Source organism: Amycolatopsis orientalis DSM 43388 (genome assembly GCF_000411975.1).
GTDB lineage: Bacteria > Actinomycetota > Actinomycetes > Mycobacteriales > Pseudonocardiaceae > Amycolatopsis > Amycolatopsis orientalis_D.
Map to the genome: position 1 here is coordinate 1 of NZ_ASXG01000106.1, position 18,428 is coordinate 18,428.

General features: G+C 71.5%; 15 protein-coding genes. 13 read left to right on the plus strand and 2 right to left on the minus strand.

Features of this window, described 5'->3' with window-relative positions; genetic code table 11:
* Positions 1 to 594 precede the first annotated feature (594 nt).
* The 4 genes from aspS to L942_RS20690 all read left to right on the plus strand — a co-directional run bounded on the left by aspS (position 595) and on the right by L942_RS20690 (position 5,882).
* Positions 595 to 2,391 (plus strand): aspartate--tRNA ligase, encoded by a 1,797-nt coding sequence (aspS, locus tag L942_RS20675; RefSeq protein WP_037362863.1) that lies wholly within the window; start codon positions 595 to 597, stop codon positions 2,389 to 2,391.
* 37 nt (positions 2,392 to 2,428) lie between these two features.
* Entirely contained in the window at positions 2,429 to 3,370 is a 942-nt protein-coding gene (locus L942_RS20680) for a DUF389 domain-containing protein (RefSeq protein WP_037362865.1), read from the plus strand.
* Between the two features lie 69 nt (positions 3,371 to 3,439).
* Complete coding sequence (locus tag L942_RS20685) at positions 3,440 to 4,627, plus strand: hypothetical protein (RefSeq protein ID WP_037362868.1); 1,188 nt, start codon at positions 3,440 to 3,442, stop codon at positions 4,625 to 4,627.
* A gap of 406 nt (positions 4,628 to 5,033) precedes the next feature.
* Positions 5,034 to 5,882: an SGNH/GDSL hydrolase family protein gene (locus L942_RS20690; RefSeq protein WP_037362871.1), complete on the plus strand. Its 849-nt coding sequence runs from the start codon at positions 5,034 to 5,036 to the stop codon at positions 5,880 to 5,882.
* Here L942_RS20690 and L942_RS20695 read toward each other — a convergent pair.
* Entirely contained in the window at positions 5,848 to 6,603 is a 756-nt protein-coding gene (locus tag L942_RS20695; RefSeq protein ID WP_037362874.1) for a metallophosphoesterase family protein, read from the minus strand. The two genes, L942_RS20690 and L942_RS20695, sit on opposite strands and share 35 nt — an antisense overlap.
* A 78-nt stretch (positions 6,604 to 6,681) precedes the next feature.
* Here L942_RS20695 and L942_RS20700 point away from each other — a divergent pair, with 78 nt between their 5' ends.
* The 3 genes from L942_RS20700 to L942_RS20710 all read left to right on the plus strand — a co-directional run bounded on the left by L942_RS20700 (position 6,682) and on the right by L942_RS20710 (position 10,139).
* A complete protein-coding gene (locus L942_RS20700) occupies positions 6,682 to 8,064 on the plus strand; it encodes a replication-associated recombination protein A (protein ID WP_037362877.1) in 1,383 nt (460 codons plus the stop codon).
* 115 nt (positions 8,065 to 8,179) lie between these two features.
* A complete protein-coding gene (locus L942_RS20705; protein ID WP_037362970.1) occupies positions 8,180 to 8,722 on the plus strand; it encodes a hypothetical protein in 543 nt (180 codons plus the stop codon).
* Between the two features lie 565 nt (positions 8,723 to 9,287).
* On the plus strand, positions 9,288 to 10,139 hold the full coding sequence (locus L942_RS20710; RefSeq protein WP_037362880.1) for an NAD(P)-dependent oxidoreductase: 852 nt from the start codon (positions 9,288 to 9,290) through the stop codon (positions 10,137 to 10,139).
* Here L942_RS20710 and L942_RS20715 read toward each other — a convergent pair.
* Positions 10,129 to 11,034, minus strand: a complete 906-nt coding sequence (locus L942_RS20715; RefSeq protein WP_037362883.1) for a hypothetical protein — start codon at positions 11,032 to 11,034, stop codon at positions 10,129 to 10,131. The two genes, L942_RS20710 and L942_RS20715, sit on opposite strands and share 11 nt — an antisense overlap.
* A gap of 239 nt (positions 11,035 to 11,273) precedes the next feature.
* On the opposite strand from L942_RS20715, the gene L942_RS20720 reads away from it, so the two are divergent.
* The 6 genes from L942_RS20720 to L942_RS20745 all read left to right on the plus strand — a co-directional run bounded on the left by L942_RS20720 (position 11,274) and on the right by L942_RS20745 (position 18,419).
* Positions 11,274 to 11,678, plus strand: coding sequence for a DUF948 domain-containing protein (locus tag L942_RS20720; RefSeq protein WP_037362885.1), 405 nt, complete (start codon positions 11,274 to 11,276; stop codon positions 11,676 to 11,678).
* A complete protein-coding gene (locus L942_RS20725) occupies positions 11,675 to 11,977 on the plus strand; it encodes a hypothetical protein (RefSeq protein ID WP_037362888.1) in 303 nt (100 codons plus the stop codon). The genes L942_RS20720 and L942_RS20725 overlap by 4 nt, the downstream gene beginning before the upstream one ends.
* Positions 11,978 to 12,058: 81 nt before the next feature.
* On the plus strand, positions 12,059 to 14,722 hold the full coding sequence (alaS, locus tag L942_RS20730; RefSeq protein ID WP_037362891.1) for an alanine--tRNA ligase: 2,664 nt from the start codon (positions 12,059 to 12,061) through the stop codon (positions 14,720 to 14,722).
* Positions 14,712 to 15,212: a Holliday junction resolvase RuvX gene (gene ruvX, locus L942_RS20735; protein WP_037362893.1), complete on the plus strand. Its 501-nt coding sequence runs from the start codon at positions 14,712 to 14,714 to the stop codon at positions 15,210 to 15,212. The genes alaS and ruvX overlap by 11 nt, the downstream gene beginning before the upstream one ends.
* Complete coding sequence (gene mltG, locus L942_RS20740; protein WP_326929351.1) at positions 15,209 to 17,569, plus strand: endolytic transglycosylase MltG; 2,361 nt, start codon at positions 15,209 to 15,211, stop codon at positions 17,567 to 17,569. The genes ruvX and mltG overlap by 4 nt, the downstream gene beginning before the upstream one ends.
* Positions 17,556 to 18,419, plus strand: coding sequence for a shikimate dehydrogenase (locus L942_RS20745; protein ID WP_081655152.1), 864 nt, complete (start codon positions 17,556 to 17,558; stop codon positions 18,417 to 18,419). Before mltG ends, L942_RS20745 begins: the two co-directional genes overlap by 14 nt.
* Positions 18,420 to 18,428 lie beyond the last annotated feature (9 nt).

Sequence of the window (18,428 nt, forward strand, 5' to 3'; positions counted from 1 at the left end):
TGCCGGGTGCCGGGTGCCGGGTGCCGGGTGCCGGGTGCCGGGTGCCGGGTGCCGGGTGCCGGGAGCCAGGTGCCAGGAGGCGGGTGCCGGGAGGCGGGAGCCGGGAGGCGGGAGCCGGGCGGTCGTCGTGGCTTGGTCGCGAGGAATCGACTCTGCCGCGTGGGTTCGACAGCAATTCGGCGATGGGGGCGCCTGGGTTCCTGCGTGATGGTCCATGCGGCGAAACGGGTGGCCAGACGAACCCGCTTGGGGAGAGCGGGCGGACCCGGGGCAGCCCGCCCCCGCATCGTGCCGAACCGCGGACCACCGCGTCGACGGCGGTCGGGACTCGTGCGCCCGGCTGGCAAGTGTCCTGGAACGAGCTTGGCGAGGCGAACCAGTCAAAGTCCGGCGGCGCTCCGCCCCACCGCTCCCATCAGCCCGAGCCCGCCGCGGAATCTCGCTCCGCCGACCCGGCCCCGCCGCCCCGAGCCAAACCTGCCCGCACCCCCGGACACCGAGTTCGTTAGCCTCTGTATCCGGCGAAATGCGTGTTCGGCTCACCCCGCACACCCGCCGCACCCGAACCTCGTGGACTTAGGGAGAGCAGTCGCAGTGCTCCGCACTCATCAAGCCGGCACTCTGCGTGCCGGACAAGCCGGTCAGACCGTCACCCTCACCGGCTGGGTGGCGCGGCGGCGCGATCACGGCGGAGTCATCTTCATCGATCTCCGGGACGCCAGCGGCGTCGCGCAGGTCGTCTTCCGCGAGGGCGAGATGGCCGAGCGCGCGCACGCGCTGCGGTCCGAGTTCTGCGTGAAGGTCGTCGGTGAGGTGTCGAAGCGGCCCGAGGGCAACGCGAACCCGGACATCGCCACCGGCGAGATCGAGGTGCTGGCCACCGAGCTGGAAGTGCTGTCCGAGGCCGCGCCGCTGCCGTTCCCGATCGACGACCGGGTCGACGTCGGCGAGGAGGTCCGGCTCAAGTACCGCTACCTCGACCTGCGCCGCAGCGGTCCGGCGGCGGCGATCCGGCTGCGCAGCGAGGTCAGCCGCACGGCGCGCGAGGTGCTGCACGCGCAGGACTTCGTCGAGATCGAGACGCCGACGATGACCCGCTCCACCCCGGAAGGCGCCCGCGACTTCCTCGTGCCCGCGCGGCTCAAGCCGGGCTCCTGGTACGCGCTCCCGCAGTCGCCGCAGCTGTTCAAGCAGCTGCTCATGGTCGGCGGCATGGAACGCTACTTCCAGATCGCCCGCTGCTACCGCGACGAGGACTTCCGCGCCGACCGCCAGCCCGAGTTCACGCAGCTCGACATCGAGATGAGCTTCGTCGAGCAGGACGACGTCATCGCGGTCGGCGAGGCCATCGTGAAGGCGCTCTGGAAGCTGATCGGCCACGAGATCGAAACCCCGATCCCGCGGATCACCTACCGCGAGGCGATGGCGAAGTACGGCTCCGACAAGCCGGACCTGCGCTTCGACCTCGAGATCACCGAGCTCACCGACTTCTTCTCCGACACGCCGTTCCGCGTGTTCCAGGCCCCGTACGTCGGTGCGGTCGTCATGGCCGGCGGCGCCTCGCAGCCGCGCCGTCAGCTGGACGCCTGGCAGGAGTGGGCGAAGCAGCGCGGCGCGAAGGGCCTGGCGTACGTCCTGGTCAACGAGGACGGCACGCTCGGCGGCCCGGTCGCCAAGAACCTGTCCGAGACCGAGCGCGCGAACGTCGCCGAAGCCGCGGGCGCGAAGCCGGGCGACTGCATTTTCTTCGCCGCGGGCAAGGTTTCCGCCGCGCAGCCGCTGCTCGGCGCCGCGCGCGACGAGATCGGCCGCCGGCTCGGCCTGATCGACGAGGACGCCTGGTCGTTCGTGTGGGTCGTGGACGCGCCGCTGTTCGCGCCGGTCGAGGACATCGGCGACGACGTCGCGGTCGGCTCCGGCAAGTGGACTGCCGTGCACCACGCGTTCACCTCGCCGACCCCGGAGTGGATCGACAAGTTCGAGCAGGACCCGGGCAACGCGCTCGCCTATGCCTACGACCTCGTCTGCAACGGCAACGAGATCGGCGGCGGCTCGATCCGTATCCACCGCGAGGACGTCCAGAAGCGCGTGTTCGCGTTGATGGGCCTCGGCGAGGAGGAAGCGCAGGAGAAGTTCGGCTTCCTGCTCGAAGCGTTCCAGTTCGGCGCGCCCCCGCACGGCGGCATCGCGTTCGGCTGGGACCGGATCGTGATGCTGCTGGCGAAGGCCGATTCGCTGCGCGACGTGATCGCGTTCCCGAAGACCGGCGGCGGCTACGACCCGCTCACCGCCGCGCCCGCGCCGATCACCGCGCAGCAGCGCAAGGAAGCCGGGATCGACGCGAAACCGGCGGTCCCGCAGAGCAAACCGGCTGCCGCCCAGGAGAAGTAGTGGCGACTCGCGGCGTGCCCGGCGAGGGCGGCTGGTAGTGCTGCACCTCAGGGCGATCTGCCCGCCGGAGCGCGCTGACGAGACGCTGGAGCTGCTGCGCACCCACCCGGGCGCGGCACACCTGATCGTGCACCGCGGCGCGTCCGTCTCGCCCGAGGGCGACCTCATCGAGGCGGACATCGCGCGGGAAGCGGCCGACGACATCGTCGACGCCTTGTGCACGCTCGGTCTCGACCGCAGCGGCGGCATCACGATGGAAGCGCTGGACACCGCGCTGTCCGACGCCGCCGACGCGGCCGAGGAAGCCGCTCCCGGCGAAGGCGCGGACGCGGTCGTGTGGCAGGAGCTGCTCGGCCGCACCGGCGAGGAATCGCGATGGAACGCCACTTTTCAGGCATTCCTCGCGATCGCGTGCCTGCTCGCCGCGGTCGGCGTGCTGACCGACTCGTCGGTCACGATCGTCGGCGCGATGGTGGTAGGACCGGAGTTCGGTCCGCTCGCCGCGATCGCGGTGGGCCTGGTGCTGCGCCGCTGGGACCTGGTGCGCCGCGCCGGGGTCGCGCTGGTCGCCGGGTTCCCGATCTCCATGGCGATCACGCTGTTCGGCGTGCTGCTCGGCAGCTCGGCCGGCCTTTTCGACCCCGACGCGATTGTCAACAACCATCAGGTCGATTTCGTGTACCAAGTCGGGCCGGCGTCGTTCGTGGTGGCATTGCTCGCCGGGGCGGCCGGAATGCTCGCGATGACGTCGGCGAAATCGGCGGCGCTGGTCGGCGTGTTCATTTCGGTGACGACCGTCCCCGCGGCCGGTTACGCGATGGTCGCGGCGGTCGCCGGACGCTGGGACCGGACCGGTTTTTCGGTGCTGCAGCTGCTGGTCAACCTCTTCGGAATCGTTCTTGCTGCGGCCATTGTGCTGATAGTTCGCCGACGCAAGCAACGATCCGCCGCGTTGTTGCGTCCGCTTTCCCGTGGGTGATTCCGGGCGCGTCCCGGCGCCCGGAACGTTGTGGTCATGGTTGCTCAGTCACGAGTAGGGTCGGTGACAATGACAGTCGACACCTCCTCCGCCGGCGACGCTGGAGTCCGGGCGGAAGCCGGTGAACTCGCAGTGGCCGCGGCGGTCGCGGCGGGCGAGGCGGTGCTGACGCGCCGGTTCGGGAGCGCGATCACGCTGGTCTCGCCCGAGCACCTCTCCGGAAGCGGCCCGGCGACGGTCGTCCGGGCCCGCGTCGTGTCTTCCTCGTTCGCGCTGCCGCGCACCCTGGTGGTCAAGCACTACCCGGACCCGCCGGAACCCGGCCGGGTCGATCCGTTCGCCCAGGAAGCCGTGAGCTATCAGCTGTTCACCGCACTGGCTCCGGACGAGCGGATGTGCCCGGAACTCCTGGCCCACGACGGCGGCCACCGCGTGCTCGTGATCGAGGACCTGGGCCGCGCCCCCACCCTGCAGGACAAGCTGACCGCCCGCGACTCCCGGGCCGCCGAGCGAGCACTCCTGTCCTGGGCACGCTCGCTGGGCCGCCTGCACGCCAGCACGGCCAGCCGCGAAGCCGATTTCAACGCCCTGCTGCGCCGCCTGGGCGGCCCGATCCGCACCGACGACGACGGTCTGGGCGGACTGGCCGAGGACGTCGAAGAACTCCTCTCCGAGCTGCTGGACGTGGCCGTCCCCGAGGCAGTGCGCGAACGCGTCGCCGAGGCCGTCGCCCAAGCCCGCTCGCCGGCCTTCCGCGCCTTCAGCCCCGTCGAACTGGCCCCGGAAAACAACCTGGTGACGGGCGCGGGAGTCCGCTTCCTGGACTTCGAACGCGGCCGAGTCCGAACCGCCCTGGTCGACGCCTCCTGCCTACGCCTGCCGTTCGTCTCGGACCCGCGCGCGATGGCGCTGCCCGCAGGCATGAGCGAGGCGATGATCGCTGCTTGGCGAGCCGAAATCGTCGACGTGTGGCCGTCCTTCGCCGACGATGTCGAGCTGGCCAAACAGCTGACCATCAGCGAAATGCTGCAAGTCTGGCACGTCACCCGCGACCTGCTCCCGCACTTGAACCTGAGCAGGCACGCGACCCCGGTAAGCCGCGAGGCAGCCCTGGTCACGTGGTGGCGCGAACTGGCAAGGCACGCCGGCTACTCGCGCCTGACCGAGGTAGCCGAACACTCCACGCGAGTCGCCGCCGCCCTCGCCGCCCGCCTGGGCCCGCACGCCGACCTGGCGTTCTACCCTGCCTTCCGCTGACGCGCCCCCGCAGCCTTCACTGCTTTCCGTGAGGGACTCGTTCACGGACCGTGATTCCCTCAGGGTTCCCCTCACGACCCGCCGCCGCCCGTGAGGGACCCCTTCACGGACCTAGATTCCCTCAAGGGGCCCTTCACGACCGGACGGCCACCCTACCGCAGCCGCCGCGGTGCGCCCCAATGCCGCAGTAGTCGCATGTCCCCGCACCCACGGCCACTTCGAGGGCGATCACCCGCACTCGCCAACCCCCACGCGACCACCCACGCGAGCCGCGCCCCGTCGCCAACCAACCGCACCAGTGCACCCACCCATCGAGGCACCCAGCCCCCACCCCGAGTACCGGAAGTTCCCACCTCCGTCCATACCGCGTTACCTCCCCATCACCAGCGGTGAGCCTGCATGCCGGATGGTCTTCGTCGTGACCGTGATCAGCGTCGGAGTCACCCCGGAACCAGCCCCCGTCCACCCAGCCCCAGCCCCGACCCTCCGCCGAGCGACCCGCCTGGCCGTCCTCGGCGACTCCACGGCAGTCGGCCTAGGCGACCCCCTCCCCAACCGGGCCGGTTGGCGAGGCGTGGGCCCGCTGGTCGCGGAGGCGCTGGGCATCGACGAATCCGGCTACCTGAACCCGTCCTTCACCGGTGCGCGCATGGCCTGCGTCCGCACCGAGCAACTCCCGCAGGCGATCGCCCACCGCCCAGACCTCGCCCTGGTCGTGGTGGGAATGAACGACACGCTGCGCCCGGACTTCGACCCCGAGAAGATCGCCGAGGACCTCACCGCCGTCGTCCGCGAGCTGACCGCCGTCGGAACCACAGTCCTGCCAGTCCGTTTCCACGACCACAGCAAGGTCTTCCGCCTCCCGCCGTCGCTGAAGCGAGCCCTCAGCGCTCGCGTCGCGGAGCTGAATGAAGCCATCGACCGGGTCGTGGAAGCAGAAGGCATCGCGTGCCTGAACCTGGACACCCTGCCCGGCGCCTACGACCTCACCGTATGGAGCGTCGACCGGCTGCACCCCTCCGAACTGGGCCACCGCATGCTCGCCCAGGGCTTCACGACCCTTGCCGCGGCAGCCGGTTTCGAGGTGCCGCAACCCGTCAGCCTCACCTGCTCCGGCGGGGTCGAACCCAGCGCGGCTGCCCACCTCGGCTGGCTCGTCGCGAAGGGCGTGCCGTGGCTCTGGCGGCGCGGACGGGAGTTCCTGCCCTACGCCGCGGTGATCATGTGGCGCTCGTTCCGCGAGCGCGTGGGCTGAAGACCCGCAACGCCTCCGCGTCCGACGCCGGATTCCGCACGAAATAGTCGTTCCAGTCGTGAATTCCGGGGTACTCCGACGTTTCCGCCAACTTCCGGCACGCGTCTTCCACGTCGTAAGCAGTACGCCGCAACTCGACGCCAGGACCTAGTCGCGCCCAGTGCGCACCCGTTGTGCCGTAAGGCATTCCGACGCTGCCGGGGTTGACAATGCGGCACCGGTCGGCCAGCCGCAGGAACGGCATGTGGGTGTGCCCGCACACGACCGTCTCGGCCGTGACGCCGTCCAGGACTTCCGCCCACCGCGACAGCGGGCTGTCCACGAGTGCGACCTCTTCGTCGTCGCGCGGAGTGGCATGGCAGAACAGCACTTCGCCGAGCCCGTCGATTTCGAGCGTGACCGTCAACGGCAAGCCGTCGAGCAGCTTCATCTGGTCCGGCCGCAGCTGGGTCGCCGCCCACGGGCCGATCGGGTCCGGGATCTTGGTGGGACCGCCGCCGGCGAGCGTGACGAGTTCGCGATCGGCGTTGCCGCGCACCCACACCGCGCGCTCGCCGAGCGAAGCCAGCCGGTCGAGCGTCTGCCGGGGCAGCGGTCCGGCGGCGTGGTCGCCGCACAGCACCACCAGGTCGGCAGCCTGGACGTCGGGTTCGGCGAGGACCGCGTCGAGCGCGGGCAGCACGCCGTGGATATCGGACAACACCGCGACCGAGGAGACCATCGCCCCAGTCTGCCCCTCCGCGCCCGTCGCGGGGCCGGGCGAGCGGGATTGTCGGGGTGGTCGGATACCGTCGTCTGCGTGGCACAGGACGAACTCTTCACGGTGAACCCCGACCTGGGGCCGCCGCCGGAACCCTCCGGAGCGAACCAAGCCGAACCGCAGGCCGACCCGGCGACGTCGCCGCTCGCGGTCCGGATGCGGCCGCGCACGCTCGACGAGGTGGTCGGCCAGCAGCACCTGCTGCGGGAAGGGGCTCCGCTGCGCCGCCTGGTCGAGGGGGCCGCCCCGGCGTCCGTGCTGCTCTACGGCCCGCCCGGCACCGGCAAGACCACGCTGGCGAACCTGGTGTCGATCGCCACCGGACGCCGGTTCGTCGCGATGTCCGCGCTGTCGGCGGGCGTCAAGGAGGTGCGCGGCGTCATCGAAGAGGCGCGGCGGCGCCGGCAGTACAACACCGAGAACACCGTCCTGTTCATCGACGAGGTGCACCGGTTCTCCAAGACCCAGCAGGACGCGCTGCTCGGCGCGGTCGAAGACCGCACGGTGCTGCTGGTGGCGGCGACCACGGAAAACCCCTCGTTCTCGGTGGTGTCGCCGCTGTTGTCGCGGTCCCTGGTGCTGCAGCTGCGGCCGCTCACCGACGACGACATCGTCGCGGTGCTGGAGCGCGCGCTGACCGACGAGCGCGGTCTCGGCGGCGAACTCACCTTGAGCGACGATGCGCGAGCGCACCTCGTGCGGCTCGCCGGCGGCGACGCGCGGCGCGCGCTCACCGCCCTGGAGGCAGCGGCGGACGCCGCGTCCGCGACGGAGAACAAGACGATCGACCTGGCCGTGGTCGAGTCCACAGTGGACAAGGCGGCCGTCCGGTACGACCGCGACGGCGACCAGCACTACGACGTGATCAGTGCGTTCATCAAGTCGATCCGCGGGTCGGACGTCGACGCGGCGCTGCATTACCTGGCCCGGATGATCGAGGCGGGGGAAGATCCCCGGTTCCTCGCGCGCCGGCTGGTGGTGCACGCCAGCGAGGACGTCGGGCTGGCGGATCCGACCGCGTTGCAGGCCGCGGTGGCGGCGGCGCACGCGGTGCAGTTCATCGGGATGCCGGAAGGGCGGCTCGCCCTGGCCCAGGCGACGATCCACCTGGCTACCGCGCCCAAGTCGAACGCGGTGGTCACGGCGATCGACACGGCGTTGAGCGATGTCCGTTCGGGGAAGATCGGGACGGTGCCGCCGCATCTGCGGGACGGGCACTACGCCGGGGCGAAGCAGCTGGGCAACGCCCAGGGGTACCGGTATCCGCACAACGTGCCGGAAGGGGTGCTGGCGCAGCAGTACCCGCCGGACGAACTGGTCGGGCGGGACTACTACGAGCCCACCCAGCGCGGCGGGGAGCGGACGCTGGCGGAACGGGTTCCCCGGCTGCGGCGGACCATCCGCGGGGAGCGGCAAGGGTGAACGTCCCGGTGAGCGGGGACTGAGTGAAGATCGCCACTTTCTCCGCGGTTCGCGTTTAGCCGGGAACATCCGGGGGCGTCGCCGGTTGCTCCACTTCAAGGAGAAGGGGGCGGCGATGACGCTGTTGACCGTGTGGCCTGACGATCAGCCTGGGCATGTGCTGCTGCGGACCGAGGACACTGGGGCGATCGTCGCCGAGCTCGGACGGGTGGGGGCCCGGTTCGCCCGGTGGCCCGTGGCGGACGACGGCGGTTCGGACGCCGCGTTGCTGGATCGGTACCGGGAGTTGATCGACGCCCGGGTCGCCGGGCCCGGGTATCACGCGGTGGACGTCATCGCCGGGGAGCCTCCCCTGGTGGAGCGCAGCTGGGGCGGAGTCGAGGAGCGGTTTTTCGTCCGGGGGTCCGCGGTGTGGTACCTGCATGCCGGGCGCGAGGTGCACGCGGTGTTGTGCGAGCCCGGGGATGTGCTGACGGTGCCGGCTGGGGTTTCGCATTGGCATGACGGCGGGCCGCGGGGTGGGTATGTGACTGTTCGGGTTCGGCATGCTGGCCCGGATCGGGGCCGGGGGCCGGTGGTGCGGGTGGTGGAGCCGGGGGAGTTTCCTGGGTTTGAGGAGTTGGCTGCCTCGCGGGTTGGCGGGGTGGTGGGTGGGTGAGTCTCGGGGGCGGCTCGTCGCCCTGGCGGGCGACATTGCGCCCAGTCTGGTGGCGTGGGGCACCCCGAAGCTTGATTGTGCTGACGGTCTTGGGGTGCTTGTCAAGGCGGNNAGCACCCCAAGACCGCAGGGAGGCTTCGTATCGGGGTGCAGGGCGGGGGCTGGGTGCCTCGATTGTTGGGTGTAGCGGTTGCGGCTTGTGGGGGTGCGGGCTGGGGCTCGGTGCCTCGCTTTGGGTGCGGTGCTTGCGGCTTGTGGGGGTGCATGGGGTGGGGCTGGGTGCCTCGATGGGTGGGTGCAGCGGCGGCGGTTGTCGGGGCGGGTCCGCGGCTCGCGTGGCTGGGCGCGTGGGGGTCCGCGGTTCCGGTTGCGGGTGGTCCGTGAAGGGCTCCTTGAGGGAATCTAGTTCCGTGAAGGGGCCCCTCACGGAAGGGTGGCCTGGCCGGGAACGGTCGTCGGGGAGCGGATTGTCGTGATCGCCGGGTTGGTGCCGGTCGCGGACGGTATTCCGGCGCGGTGGGGCGCTGATCCTGCCGATTCTCGCGGTGGGCGGCACGATGGCCGGATGAGCACAGTCGCATTCCTCGGCACCGGAATCATGGGCCGTCCGATGGCCGCCAATCTTGCTCGCGCTGGGTTGACCGTGCGGGCCTGGAACCGTACTCGGGCCAAGGCGGAGCCGCTTGCGGCGGAGGGCGTTGCCGTCGTGGGGTCGCCCGGCGAAGCGGTTCAGGGGGCCGATTTCCTGGTCACGATGCTCGCGGACGGGCCGACGGTCGCTGAGGTCTTCCGCGGGCTTTCGCTCGCACCGGGGACGATTTGGCTGCAGACCAGCACCGTCGGCATCGAGTGGGTCGATCGGCTCGCGGAGGCGGCCGTCGCGGCGGGGGTGCCGTTTGTCGATTGTCCGGTGATGGGCACGAAGGGGCCCGCTGAGCAAGGGCAGTTGCAGGTGCTCGCGGCCGGGCCGGACAACGTGCACGACAGCGCTGCGCCGGTGTTCGACGCGATCGGGTCCAAGACTCGCTGGCTCGGCACCGAACCCGGCACGGCGACGCGGCTCAAGCTGGTGATGAACGCCTGGATTCTCGCGCTCACCAACGGCACCGGCGAAAGCCTCGCCCTCGCGAAGGTGCTCGGGGTGGACCCGGAGTTGTTCTTCGACGTCATGAGCGGCACCGGGTTCGACGTGCCTTACGCGCGGATGAAGGGGCCGATGATGCTGTCCGGCGACTACCCGGCCAGCTTCCCGGCCTCGCTCGCGGCGAAGGACGCGCGGCTGGTCGTGGAGGCCGCGGGGCACGCGATCGACGTCGGCGGGGCGGCGGCTGCGTTGGCGCATTTGGAGAGTGCGGTCGACGCGGGCCACGGCGAGGACGACATGGCGGCGGTGTACGAGGGGATCGTCAAGCGCTGAGCAACGACGCGACCCGGTCCACGCCGATGCCGGAGATGAGCAGGCGTTCCTTGGCGTTTCCCAGCAACCGTGCGGTCCACGGGGTGAAGCCGCCATCGCCGACGGGCAGCGGTCCGGAGCCGAAGTCGGCGGTGACGGTGAAGCACAGACCGGAGTAATAGTCGCGGCCGACGGCTCGGTCTGGGGCGTCGGAGACGGCTGCGTCAGGCAAAGCCGCCCGCACGGAAGCGGTGAAGCCGGCGAAGCGGCTGTCCAATGTGGTCACTTGGAACCCGGCGGCGCGGGCGCCCACGCTGCGTACCGCGGCGGTGAGGAAGCGCGCGTGCTCAATCAGGTGTTCACGTTCGAAGGCCAGGCTGCCTCGGTCGCGACCCGCGGTGACGGCCGCGAAGAGGGAGAAGTGCGCGAAGAACCCGGGAGCTGGGGGCTGGGCTCGGACGACGCGCTGCACGGTGGCGAGCCGCACCGGCGAGGAACCGGTGCGGCGGACCGCGGCTTCCAGCGCCAGCCCGTTCGTCGGGTCCGCGGCGACTTCCGTGCCGCGGCCGGTGGGGACGACGCGGTGCTGGGCCAGCCCGGCCACGGCGGAATGGGCGCCGAGCGGGGTGACCGGCGACAGCGTCACTCGTTCGAATTCCGGCGGCGCGGCGGAAAGCAATGCGTCTTCGACCCGCCGCAAGACCTCGAACGGCAAGGGCGCGGGCGGGGTGAACCGGTCCTCGCGGTAGCGGCGCAGGACGTCCGGACCGCGCAGTTTCGCGGCTCGACGGCGGGCTACTTCCAATTGCAACGTCGTCAGGTCGGCGCCGGGGAGGTCTACGAGCACGTCAGCGGCCGGACCGCCCGGCCCGGCCAGCACGCGGTGCAGCGGGCCGCGCCCGTTCGAGGAGTCCATGGGGCGAGGAGACCAGTCCGGACGAGCATCCGCGAACGGTTTTCCGCGACGGCCAGCTCCGCCGCGAGATCGCGTCGGCGTGTTAGCGAGTGGTGTGACCGCCCCCAGGCGGGCGCACCACTCGCTAACACGCCGACTTCCAGGCGATCTCGCCGCGGCGGCGAAGCCGCCGCAATCAGACACAGCCGCAGGCGGTAACCTCACACCACCTAAGACCCCGCACCACCCGAGGAGGGCCCGTGTCGGCAGGGCAGATCGCCGCGCTGATCGCCGCAGGAGCTTTCGTACTGCTGGTCTTGCTGCTGGCGATCCCGCTGCTCAAGCTCGGCCGCACGCTGGACGAGGCGACGATCGCGATCCGCAAGGCGCACGAGAGCAGCGACCCGATCCTGATCGGGGCCAACGAGACGATCACGCACGTCAACACGCAGCTCGAGCGGGTCGACGGGATCACCGCGAACGCACAGGCGGTGAGCGGCAACGTGTCCGCGCTCTCGTCGGTGTTCACCGCGACGCTCGGCGGCCCCCTGGTGAAGACCGCCGCGCTGTCGTACGGGATCAGCAAAGCCCTCCGCGCGCGCCGTAAGAAGCAGGACGCCAAGGCCGCGAAGGCGCAGCGCCCGGCCCGCCGGGGGAAGAAGTGAAGCGGCTGTTCTGGCTCGGGGTCGGGGTCGTCGCCGGGGTCGCGCTGAGCCGCAAGGCGAGCGAAACCGCTCGTCAGGCCACGCCGGCCGGGTTAGCATCGAACTTGGGCGACGCCGTGCGGGAACTCGCGGGCGCCGTCGGTTCTTTTGGCGCCGAGGTGCGCGCCGGGATGAACGAACGGGAACAGGAGCTGCACGACATGGTCGAGGAGCGGACCGCCGCCGTCGCGCCGCCTTCGGGTGCGGGCAGGCACGCCGCACGTCGCCCCGCCCGGCGAGCTCGCCGGGCGGAGGGCTGATCTCCGCGCGCCTTCCGCCGCCTCCGACCCCCGTTTCCTTTCCCCGGCCGAAGCCGGGTCACCAGCACAAGGACTTCACCCGTGGACACACACGAGATCACCGACCGTTTCCTGCGCCACTTCGAGAGCCGGGGCCACACGCGCGTGCCGAGCGCCCCGCTGATCCTCGACGACCCGAACCTGCTGTTCGTCAACGCGGGCATGGTCCAGTTCAAGCCGTACTTCCTCGGCGAGGCCCCGCCGCCCTACCCGCGCGCGACCTCGGTGCAGAAGTGCGTGCGCACGCCGGACATCGACGAGGTCGGCAAGACCACCCGGCACAACACGTTCTTCCAGATGGCGGGCAACTTCTCGTTCGGCGACTACTTCAAGGAAGGCGCGATCGAGAACGCCTGGGAGCTGATCACCAAGTCCCAGGACGACGGCGGCTTCGGCCTCGACCCGGACCGGATCTGGGCGACCGTCTACGAGAAGGACAGCGAGGCGGCCGGGCTGTGGCGCAAGCTCACCGGCCTGCCCAGCGACCGGATCCAGGTCCGCGACGGCAAGGACAACTACTGGGACATGGGCGTGCCCGGTCCCGGCGGCCCGTGCTCGGAGATCTACTACGACCGCGGCCCGGCGTACGGCCGCGAGGGCGGCCCGGTCGCCGACGAGGACCGCTACATCGAGATCTGGAACCTCGTCTTCATGCAGGACGTCCGCGGCGACCTGAGCCCGAAGGCGGGCCACCCGCCGATCGGCGAGCTGCCGAAGAAGAACATCGACACCGGCATGGGCGTCGAGCGCGTCGCGACGATCCTGCAGGGCGTCGAGAACGTGTACGAGACCGACCTGGTGCGCCCGGTGATCGGCCGCGCGGAGGAGTTCTCCGGCCGCCGCTACGGCGCCAACCACGCCGACGACGTGCGCTTCCGCGTCATCGCCGACCACGCGCGCACCGGCGTGCTGCTGATCGGCGACGGCGTCACCCCGGGCAACGACGGCCGCGGCTACGTGCTGCGCCGGCTGCTGCGCCGCATCGTCCGCTCCACGCGGCTGCTGGGCGTGCAGGAGCCGGTGCTGCAGGAGTTCGCGAAGGTCGTCAGCCAGACCATGGGCCCGACCTACCCCGAACTGGTCAGCGGCTTCGACCGGATATCCGAGGTCGTGCGCGTCGAGGAGGAGGCGTTCCTCGCCACCCTCACCAGCGGTTCGCGCATCTTCGACCTGGCCGCGGCCGAGACGAAGAAGGGCGGCGGCGACGTCCTCGCCGGCGACAAGGCCTTCCAGCTGCACGACACCTACGGCTTCCCGATCGACCTGACGCTCGAGATGGCCGCCGAACAGGGCCTGACCGTGGACGAGGCCGGGTTCCGCACGCTCATGGAGGAGCAGCGCAAGCGCGCCAAGGCGGACGCGGCGGCGCGCAAGAGCGGCCACGGCGACCTGTCCGAGTACCGCAAGGTGCTGGAGCAGCACGGCGAAACCGAGTTCCTCGGCTACACCGAGCTGCAGGCGGACGCGAAGGTCGTCGGCCTGCTCGAGGACGGCCTGCCGGTGCGCAGCGTCGCCGCGGGCGGCAAGGCCGAGCTGGTGCTCGACCGCACCCCGTTCTACGCCGAGAGCGGCGGGCAGATCGCCGACACCGGCGTGCTGGTCGGCGACGGCGTCGAGCTGAAGGTCCTCGACGTGCAGAAGATCGTGCCGGGCCTCTTCGTGCACCGCGTCGAGGTCACCCAGGGCGAGGTCGGGATCGACACCCGGCTCACCGGATCGGTGGACGCGAACCGCCGGCTCTCGATCGAGCGCTCGCACTCGGCGACGCACCTCGTGCACGCGGCCGTCCGGGGCGCCTACGGCAAGCGGGCGGCGCAGGCCGGTTCGCTCAACGCGCCGGGCCGGATGCGGTTCGACTTCACCACGCCGGGCGCGGTGTCGACCGACATCCTCACCGAGGTCGAGCAGGAAGTGAACGACTACCTGCAGACCGACGTCGAGGTGCAGAGCTACACCACGACCAAGGACAAGGCGCTCGAGCTGGGCGCGGTCGCGCTGTTCGGCGAGAAGTACGGCAACGACGTCCGCGTCGTCGACATGGGCGAGTACTCGCGCGAGCTGTGCGGCGGCACGCACGTCGCCCGGATCGGCCAGCTGGGCCTGGTCAAGCTGGTGTCGGACGCGTCGGTCGGCTCCGGCGTGCACCGCGTCGAGGCGCTCGTCGGCCCGGACGCGCTCAAGCACGTCCGCAAGGAGCAGTTGCTCGTGTCGCAGCTGGCGAACACGTTCAAGGTGCCGTCCGACCAGCTGCCCGGCCGGATCGAGGACGTCCTGACCCGGCTGAAGAACGCCGAGAAGGAGATCGAGCAGCTGCGCACGAAGCAGGTGCTCGGCTCGGCCGGCGCGCTCGCGGACAAGGCGGAGGACGTCAACGGCGTCTCGGTGGTCGCCGAGGTCGTGCCGGACGTCGACGGCAACGGCCTGCGCGCGCTCGCCTCCGACATCCGCGGCCGCCTCGGCGACCGTGCCGGGGTCGTCGCGCTGTTCGCGCCCGCGGGGGAGAAGGTGGCTTTCGTGGTCGCCACGACCTCGGCGGCGCGCGACAAGGGCATCGCGGCGGGCAAGCTCGTGCCGTCGTTCGCCGAGGCGATCGGCGGACGCGGCGGCGGCAAGCCGGACATGGCCCAGGGCGGCGGCAGCAACCCGGCGGGCGCGGAGCAGGCCGTGACGGCGCTGCGCGCGGCGGTCGCGAACCTTGGCCGCTAATCCCCGGCGAGGCCCGGACCGGCCCGGCGAGGCCGATCCGGGGCGGGGCAGGCGGCTCGCGGTCGATGTCGGCTCTGTCCGGGTGGGAGTCGCGCTGAGCGATCCCGCCCCCGTCCTCGCGAGCCCGCTCGTTACCCTCTCCCGTGATGCGAAGGACGACAGCGATCTGGACCGGCTTGCCGAACTCGTCACCGAACACGAGGTGGTCGAGGTGATCGTGGGCTTGCCGAGGACGCTGGCGAACCGGCAGGGCGCGGCCGCGGACACGGCGCTCGCGTATGCGGAGAAGCTCGCCGGGCGCGTGGGGGACGTGCCCGTGCGGCTGGCGGACGAGCGGTTGACGACGGTCACCGCGTCGCGAATGCTGTCCCAGCGGGGGGTCAAGGGACGCAAGCAGCGCGCCGTGGTGGACCAGGCAGCGGCTGTGGAGATCCTGCAAGCCTGGCTCGACGCCGCCGCCGCGCACCGCGCCCGGAAAGGCGACTCATGACCGACCCCCGCGGCTCCGGCAACCCGGGCGGCCGCCGTCGGCTGCGCAATCCCGACAACCCGGAAATGCCGGACCCCGCACCGGGTTCGGGCGCACCGGGCGGACGGCGCAGGCGACGCGAGCCCGAAGACGAACTCCCTCCCCGCCGCCCGGCGGCCGAGGGCATGCCGCCCGGCGGACGACGGCGTCCTCCCGCCCCGGAAGGACGCCGCCGCGCGCCCGAGGGAGCGCCTCTCCCGGCCGGCGAAGCGCCCCGGCGCGGCGCACCGGACCGGTCGGGTCCGGCCGAACCGCCGCGTCGCCCGGCCGCGGACGCGCCGCCGACCCGGCGTCGTCGTCCGGTCGCGCCGCAGGACCGGCCGAAGCGCTCGGCGGAGGACTGGGATTTGCCGCCGCACGCGGCCGACGACCTTCCGCGCGCCCGCCCGCGCCGCATCACGCCGACCGAGGCGCCGGTGGCCGGAAACGAGCTTCCGGCCGCGGATGCCGAGCCGCCCGCCGGTCGACGCCGTCGCCGCGACGACGTTCCGCCTCCGGTGGACGCCGAACCTCCGGCGGGCCGTCGCCGTCTCGCGGACGCGCCGTCGCCGAGCGAGCCGCCTGCCGGGCGTCGCCGTCGCCGCGAGGACATTCCGCCTCCGGTGGCCGCCGAGCCGCCGTCCGGCCGCCGTCGCCGCGACGAGGCCGACCTGCCGGTGGAGGCTGCCGCGCCGGGTCGTCGCCGGGCACCGGAAATGCCGCCTCCGGCTCGGCGCGCTCCCGCTCCGCCGCTGGACGGCTCCCTGCCGCCGGATCCTCGGTTCGCGGATGCGTCGATGCCCCGCGATCCCCGCTTCGCGGACGCGTCGATGCCGCCGGATCCTCGGTTCGCCGAAGCTTCGATGCCGCGTGACCCCCGCTTCGCGGACGCGTCGATGCCGCCGGATCCTCGGTTCGCCGAGGCCTCGATGCCGCGTGACCCGCGGTTCGCGGACGCGTCCATGCCGCGCGATCCGCGCAACCAGCCGCCGCGCAGGCAGCCGGTCGAGCAGCCCACCGAGGTGATCCCGACTGTGCCCGAGGCCGCGCACGAACCCGAGCACCCGGACGAGCACCGGATCGACGGCCTCTTCGACGACGAGTACGACGAATACGGCGAGTACGAGGACTACGACGAATACGACGGCTACGACGAGGACGGCTACCCCGAAGACGGCGCCGAGCCGCCGGTCGAGGAGCCGCCCGCGAAGAAGCCGCGCAAGAAGCGCAAGCGCGCGCTCGGCTGGATCGCCGCGGTGCTCGTGCTGGTCCTGCTCAGCGGCGGGGCCTGGTTCGGGTACCAGAAGATCTTCGGCTACGCCGACTTCGACGGTTCGGGCGAAGGCGACGCGCTCGTGCAGGTCGAACAGGGCGACACGACGTCCGCGATCGGCGCGAAGCTCGCCGACGCGGGCGTGGTCGCGAGTTCCCGGGCCTTCGTGAAGGCGGGGGCGGAAAACACCGCGCTGAGCAAGATCCAGCAGGGGTACTACCTGCTGCGCCAGCACATGTCCGGCGAGAGCGCGGTCGACCTGATCACCTCGCCGGCGGCGCGGGTCGGGCGGCTGGAAATCCGGCCGTACACCCAGTTCGACGACATCACGCAGCCGGGCGGCAAGGTCACGCCGGGCGTGTTCAGCCTGATGTCGAAGGCGTCGTGCGCCACTTTGAACGGCAAGAGCACCTGCATTTCGGTGGACCAGCTGCGCAAGACGGTCGCCGACGCCGATCTCAAGGCGCTCGGCGTGCCGGAGTGGGCGCTGGCCGACGCGGGCAAGGCGCTGAGCAAGGACAAACGGCTCGAAGGCCTGATCGCGCCCGGCGTCTACGACGTCAAACCCGGCTGGACCGCGACCGAGCTGATCACCGACCTGGTGAAGCAGTCGGCCGACGCGATCCAGGCGGCCGGGCTCACCGCGCAGAACACCGGGCCGGGGATGTCGCCGTACCAGACGCTGATCATCGCGTCGCTCATCGAGCGCGAGGCGATCACCCCGGACTTCGGCAAGATCTCGCGGGTGATCTACAACCGGCTGTCGCAGCGCATCCGGCTGCAGCTGGACTCGACGGTCAACTACGTGCTGGACCGTCCGACGCTGCTCACCAAACCGGAGGACCGGGCGAAATCGGGGCCGTACAACACGTACGCCAACTACGGTCTCCCGCCGACGCCGATCGCGGTGCCCAGCATGGAGGCGATCAAGGCCGCGATCAGCCCGACCCCGGGCGACTGGGCGTACTTCGTGAAATGCGAGAAGGACGGGCATTCCTGCTTCGCGGTCACGAACGACCAGCACAACGAGAACAAGCGCCTGGCGGAGCAGCGTGGCGTCTACTGACCGGCCGCGCCGCGCGGCGGTGCTGGGCAAGCCGGTGGCGCATTCGCTGTCGCCGGTGCTGCACCGCGCGGCGTTCGCGGCGCTCGGCCTGGCCGGCTGGACCTACGACCGGATCGAGACGGACGCCGCCGAACTGCCCGGGTTCGTCGACGGTCTCGGCCCGGAATGGGTCGGCCTCTCGGTCACTATGCCCGGCAAACGGGCGGCGCTCGACTACGCCGCCGAGGTCACTCCGCGGGCGGCCGCGGTCGGTGCGGCGAACACGCTCGTGCGTCGTCCGGACGGCTGGCTCGCCGACTGCACGGACGTCGACGGGGTGACCGGCGCGCTGCGGTATGCCGGTGGCTACTCGCCTTCGGCGAGCGATCAAGCGGTAGTGCTCGGCGCGGGCGGGACGGCGGCGGCCGCGGTGGTCGGATTGGCCGCGCTGGGCGTCACGAAAGTGCGGTTGGTGGTGCGGGAACCGGCGCGGGCCGCGGAAACCGTGGACGCGGCCAAGCGCGCGGGCCTGGACGCGGACGTGCTGCGCTGGTCCGAAACGGATTTCTCGGAGCTGGCGGACCGTACCGCGGTGCTGGTCAATACGGTGCCGCCGGACGCCGTCGTGCCGCACCTGGCGGAGCTGTCCCGGATCGGCAGCGTGCTCGACGTGATCTACCACCCGTGGCCGACCGCGCTGGCCGAGGCGGTCGAACGCCGCGGCGGCCGGATCGCGACCGGGCTCGACATGCTGCTGCACCAGGCTTTCGGGCAAACGGAGCAGTTCACCGGCCGACCGGCCCCGCGCGAGGAAATGCGCGCGGCGCTCCGCGAGGCGAGTGGAAACATCCTGCCGTTGCCGATTTCCTGATATTCTGGC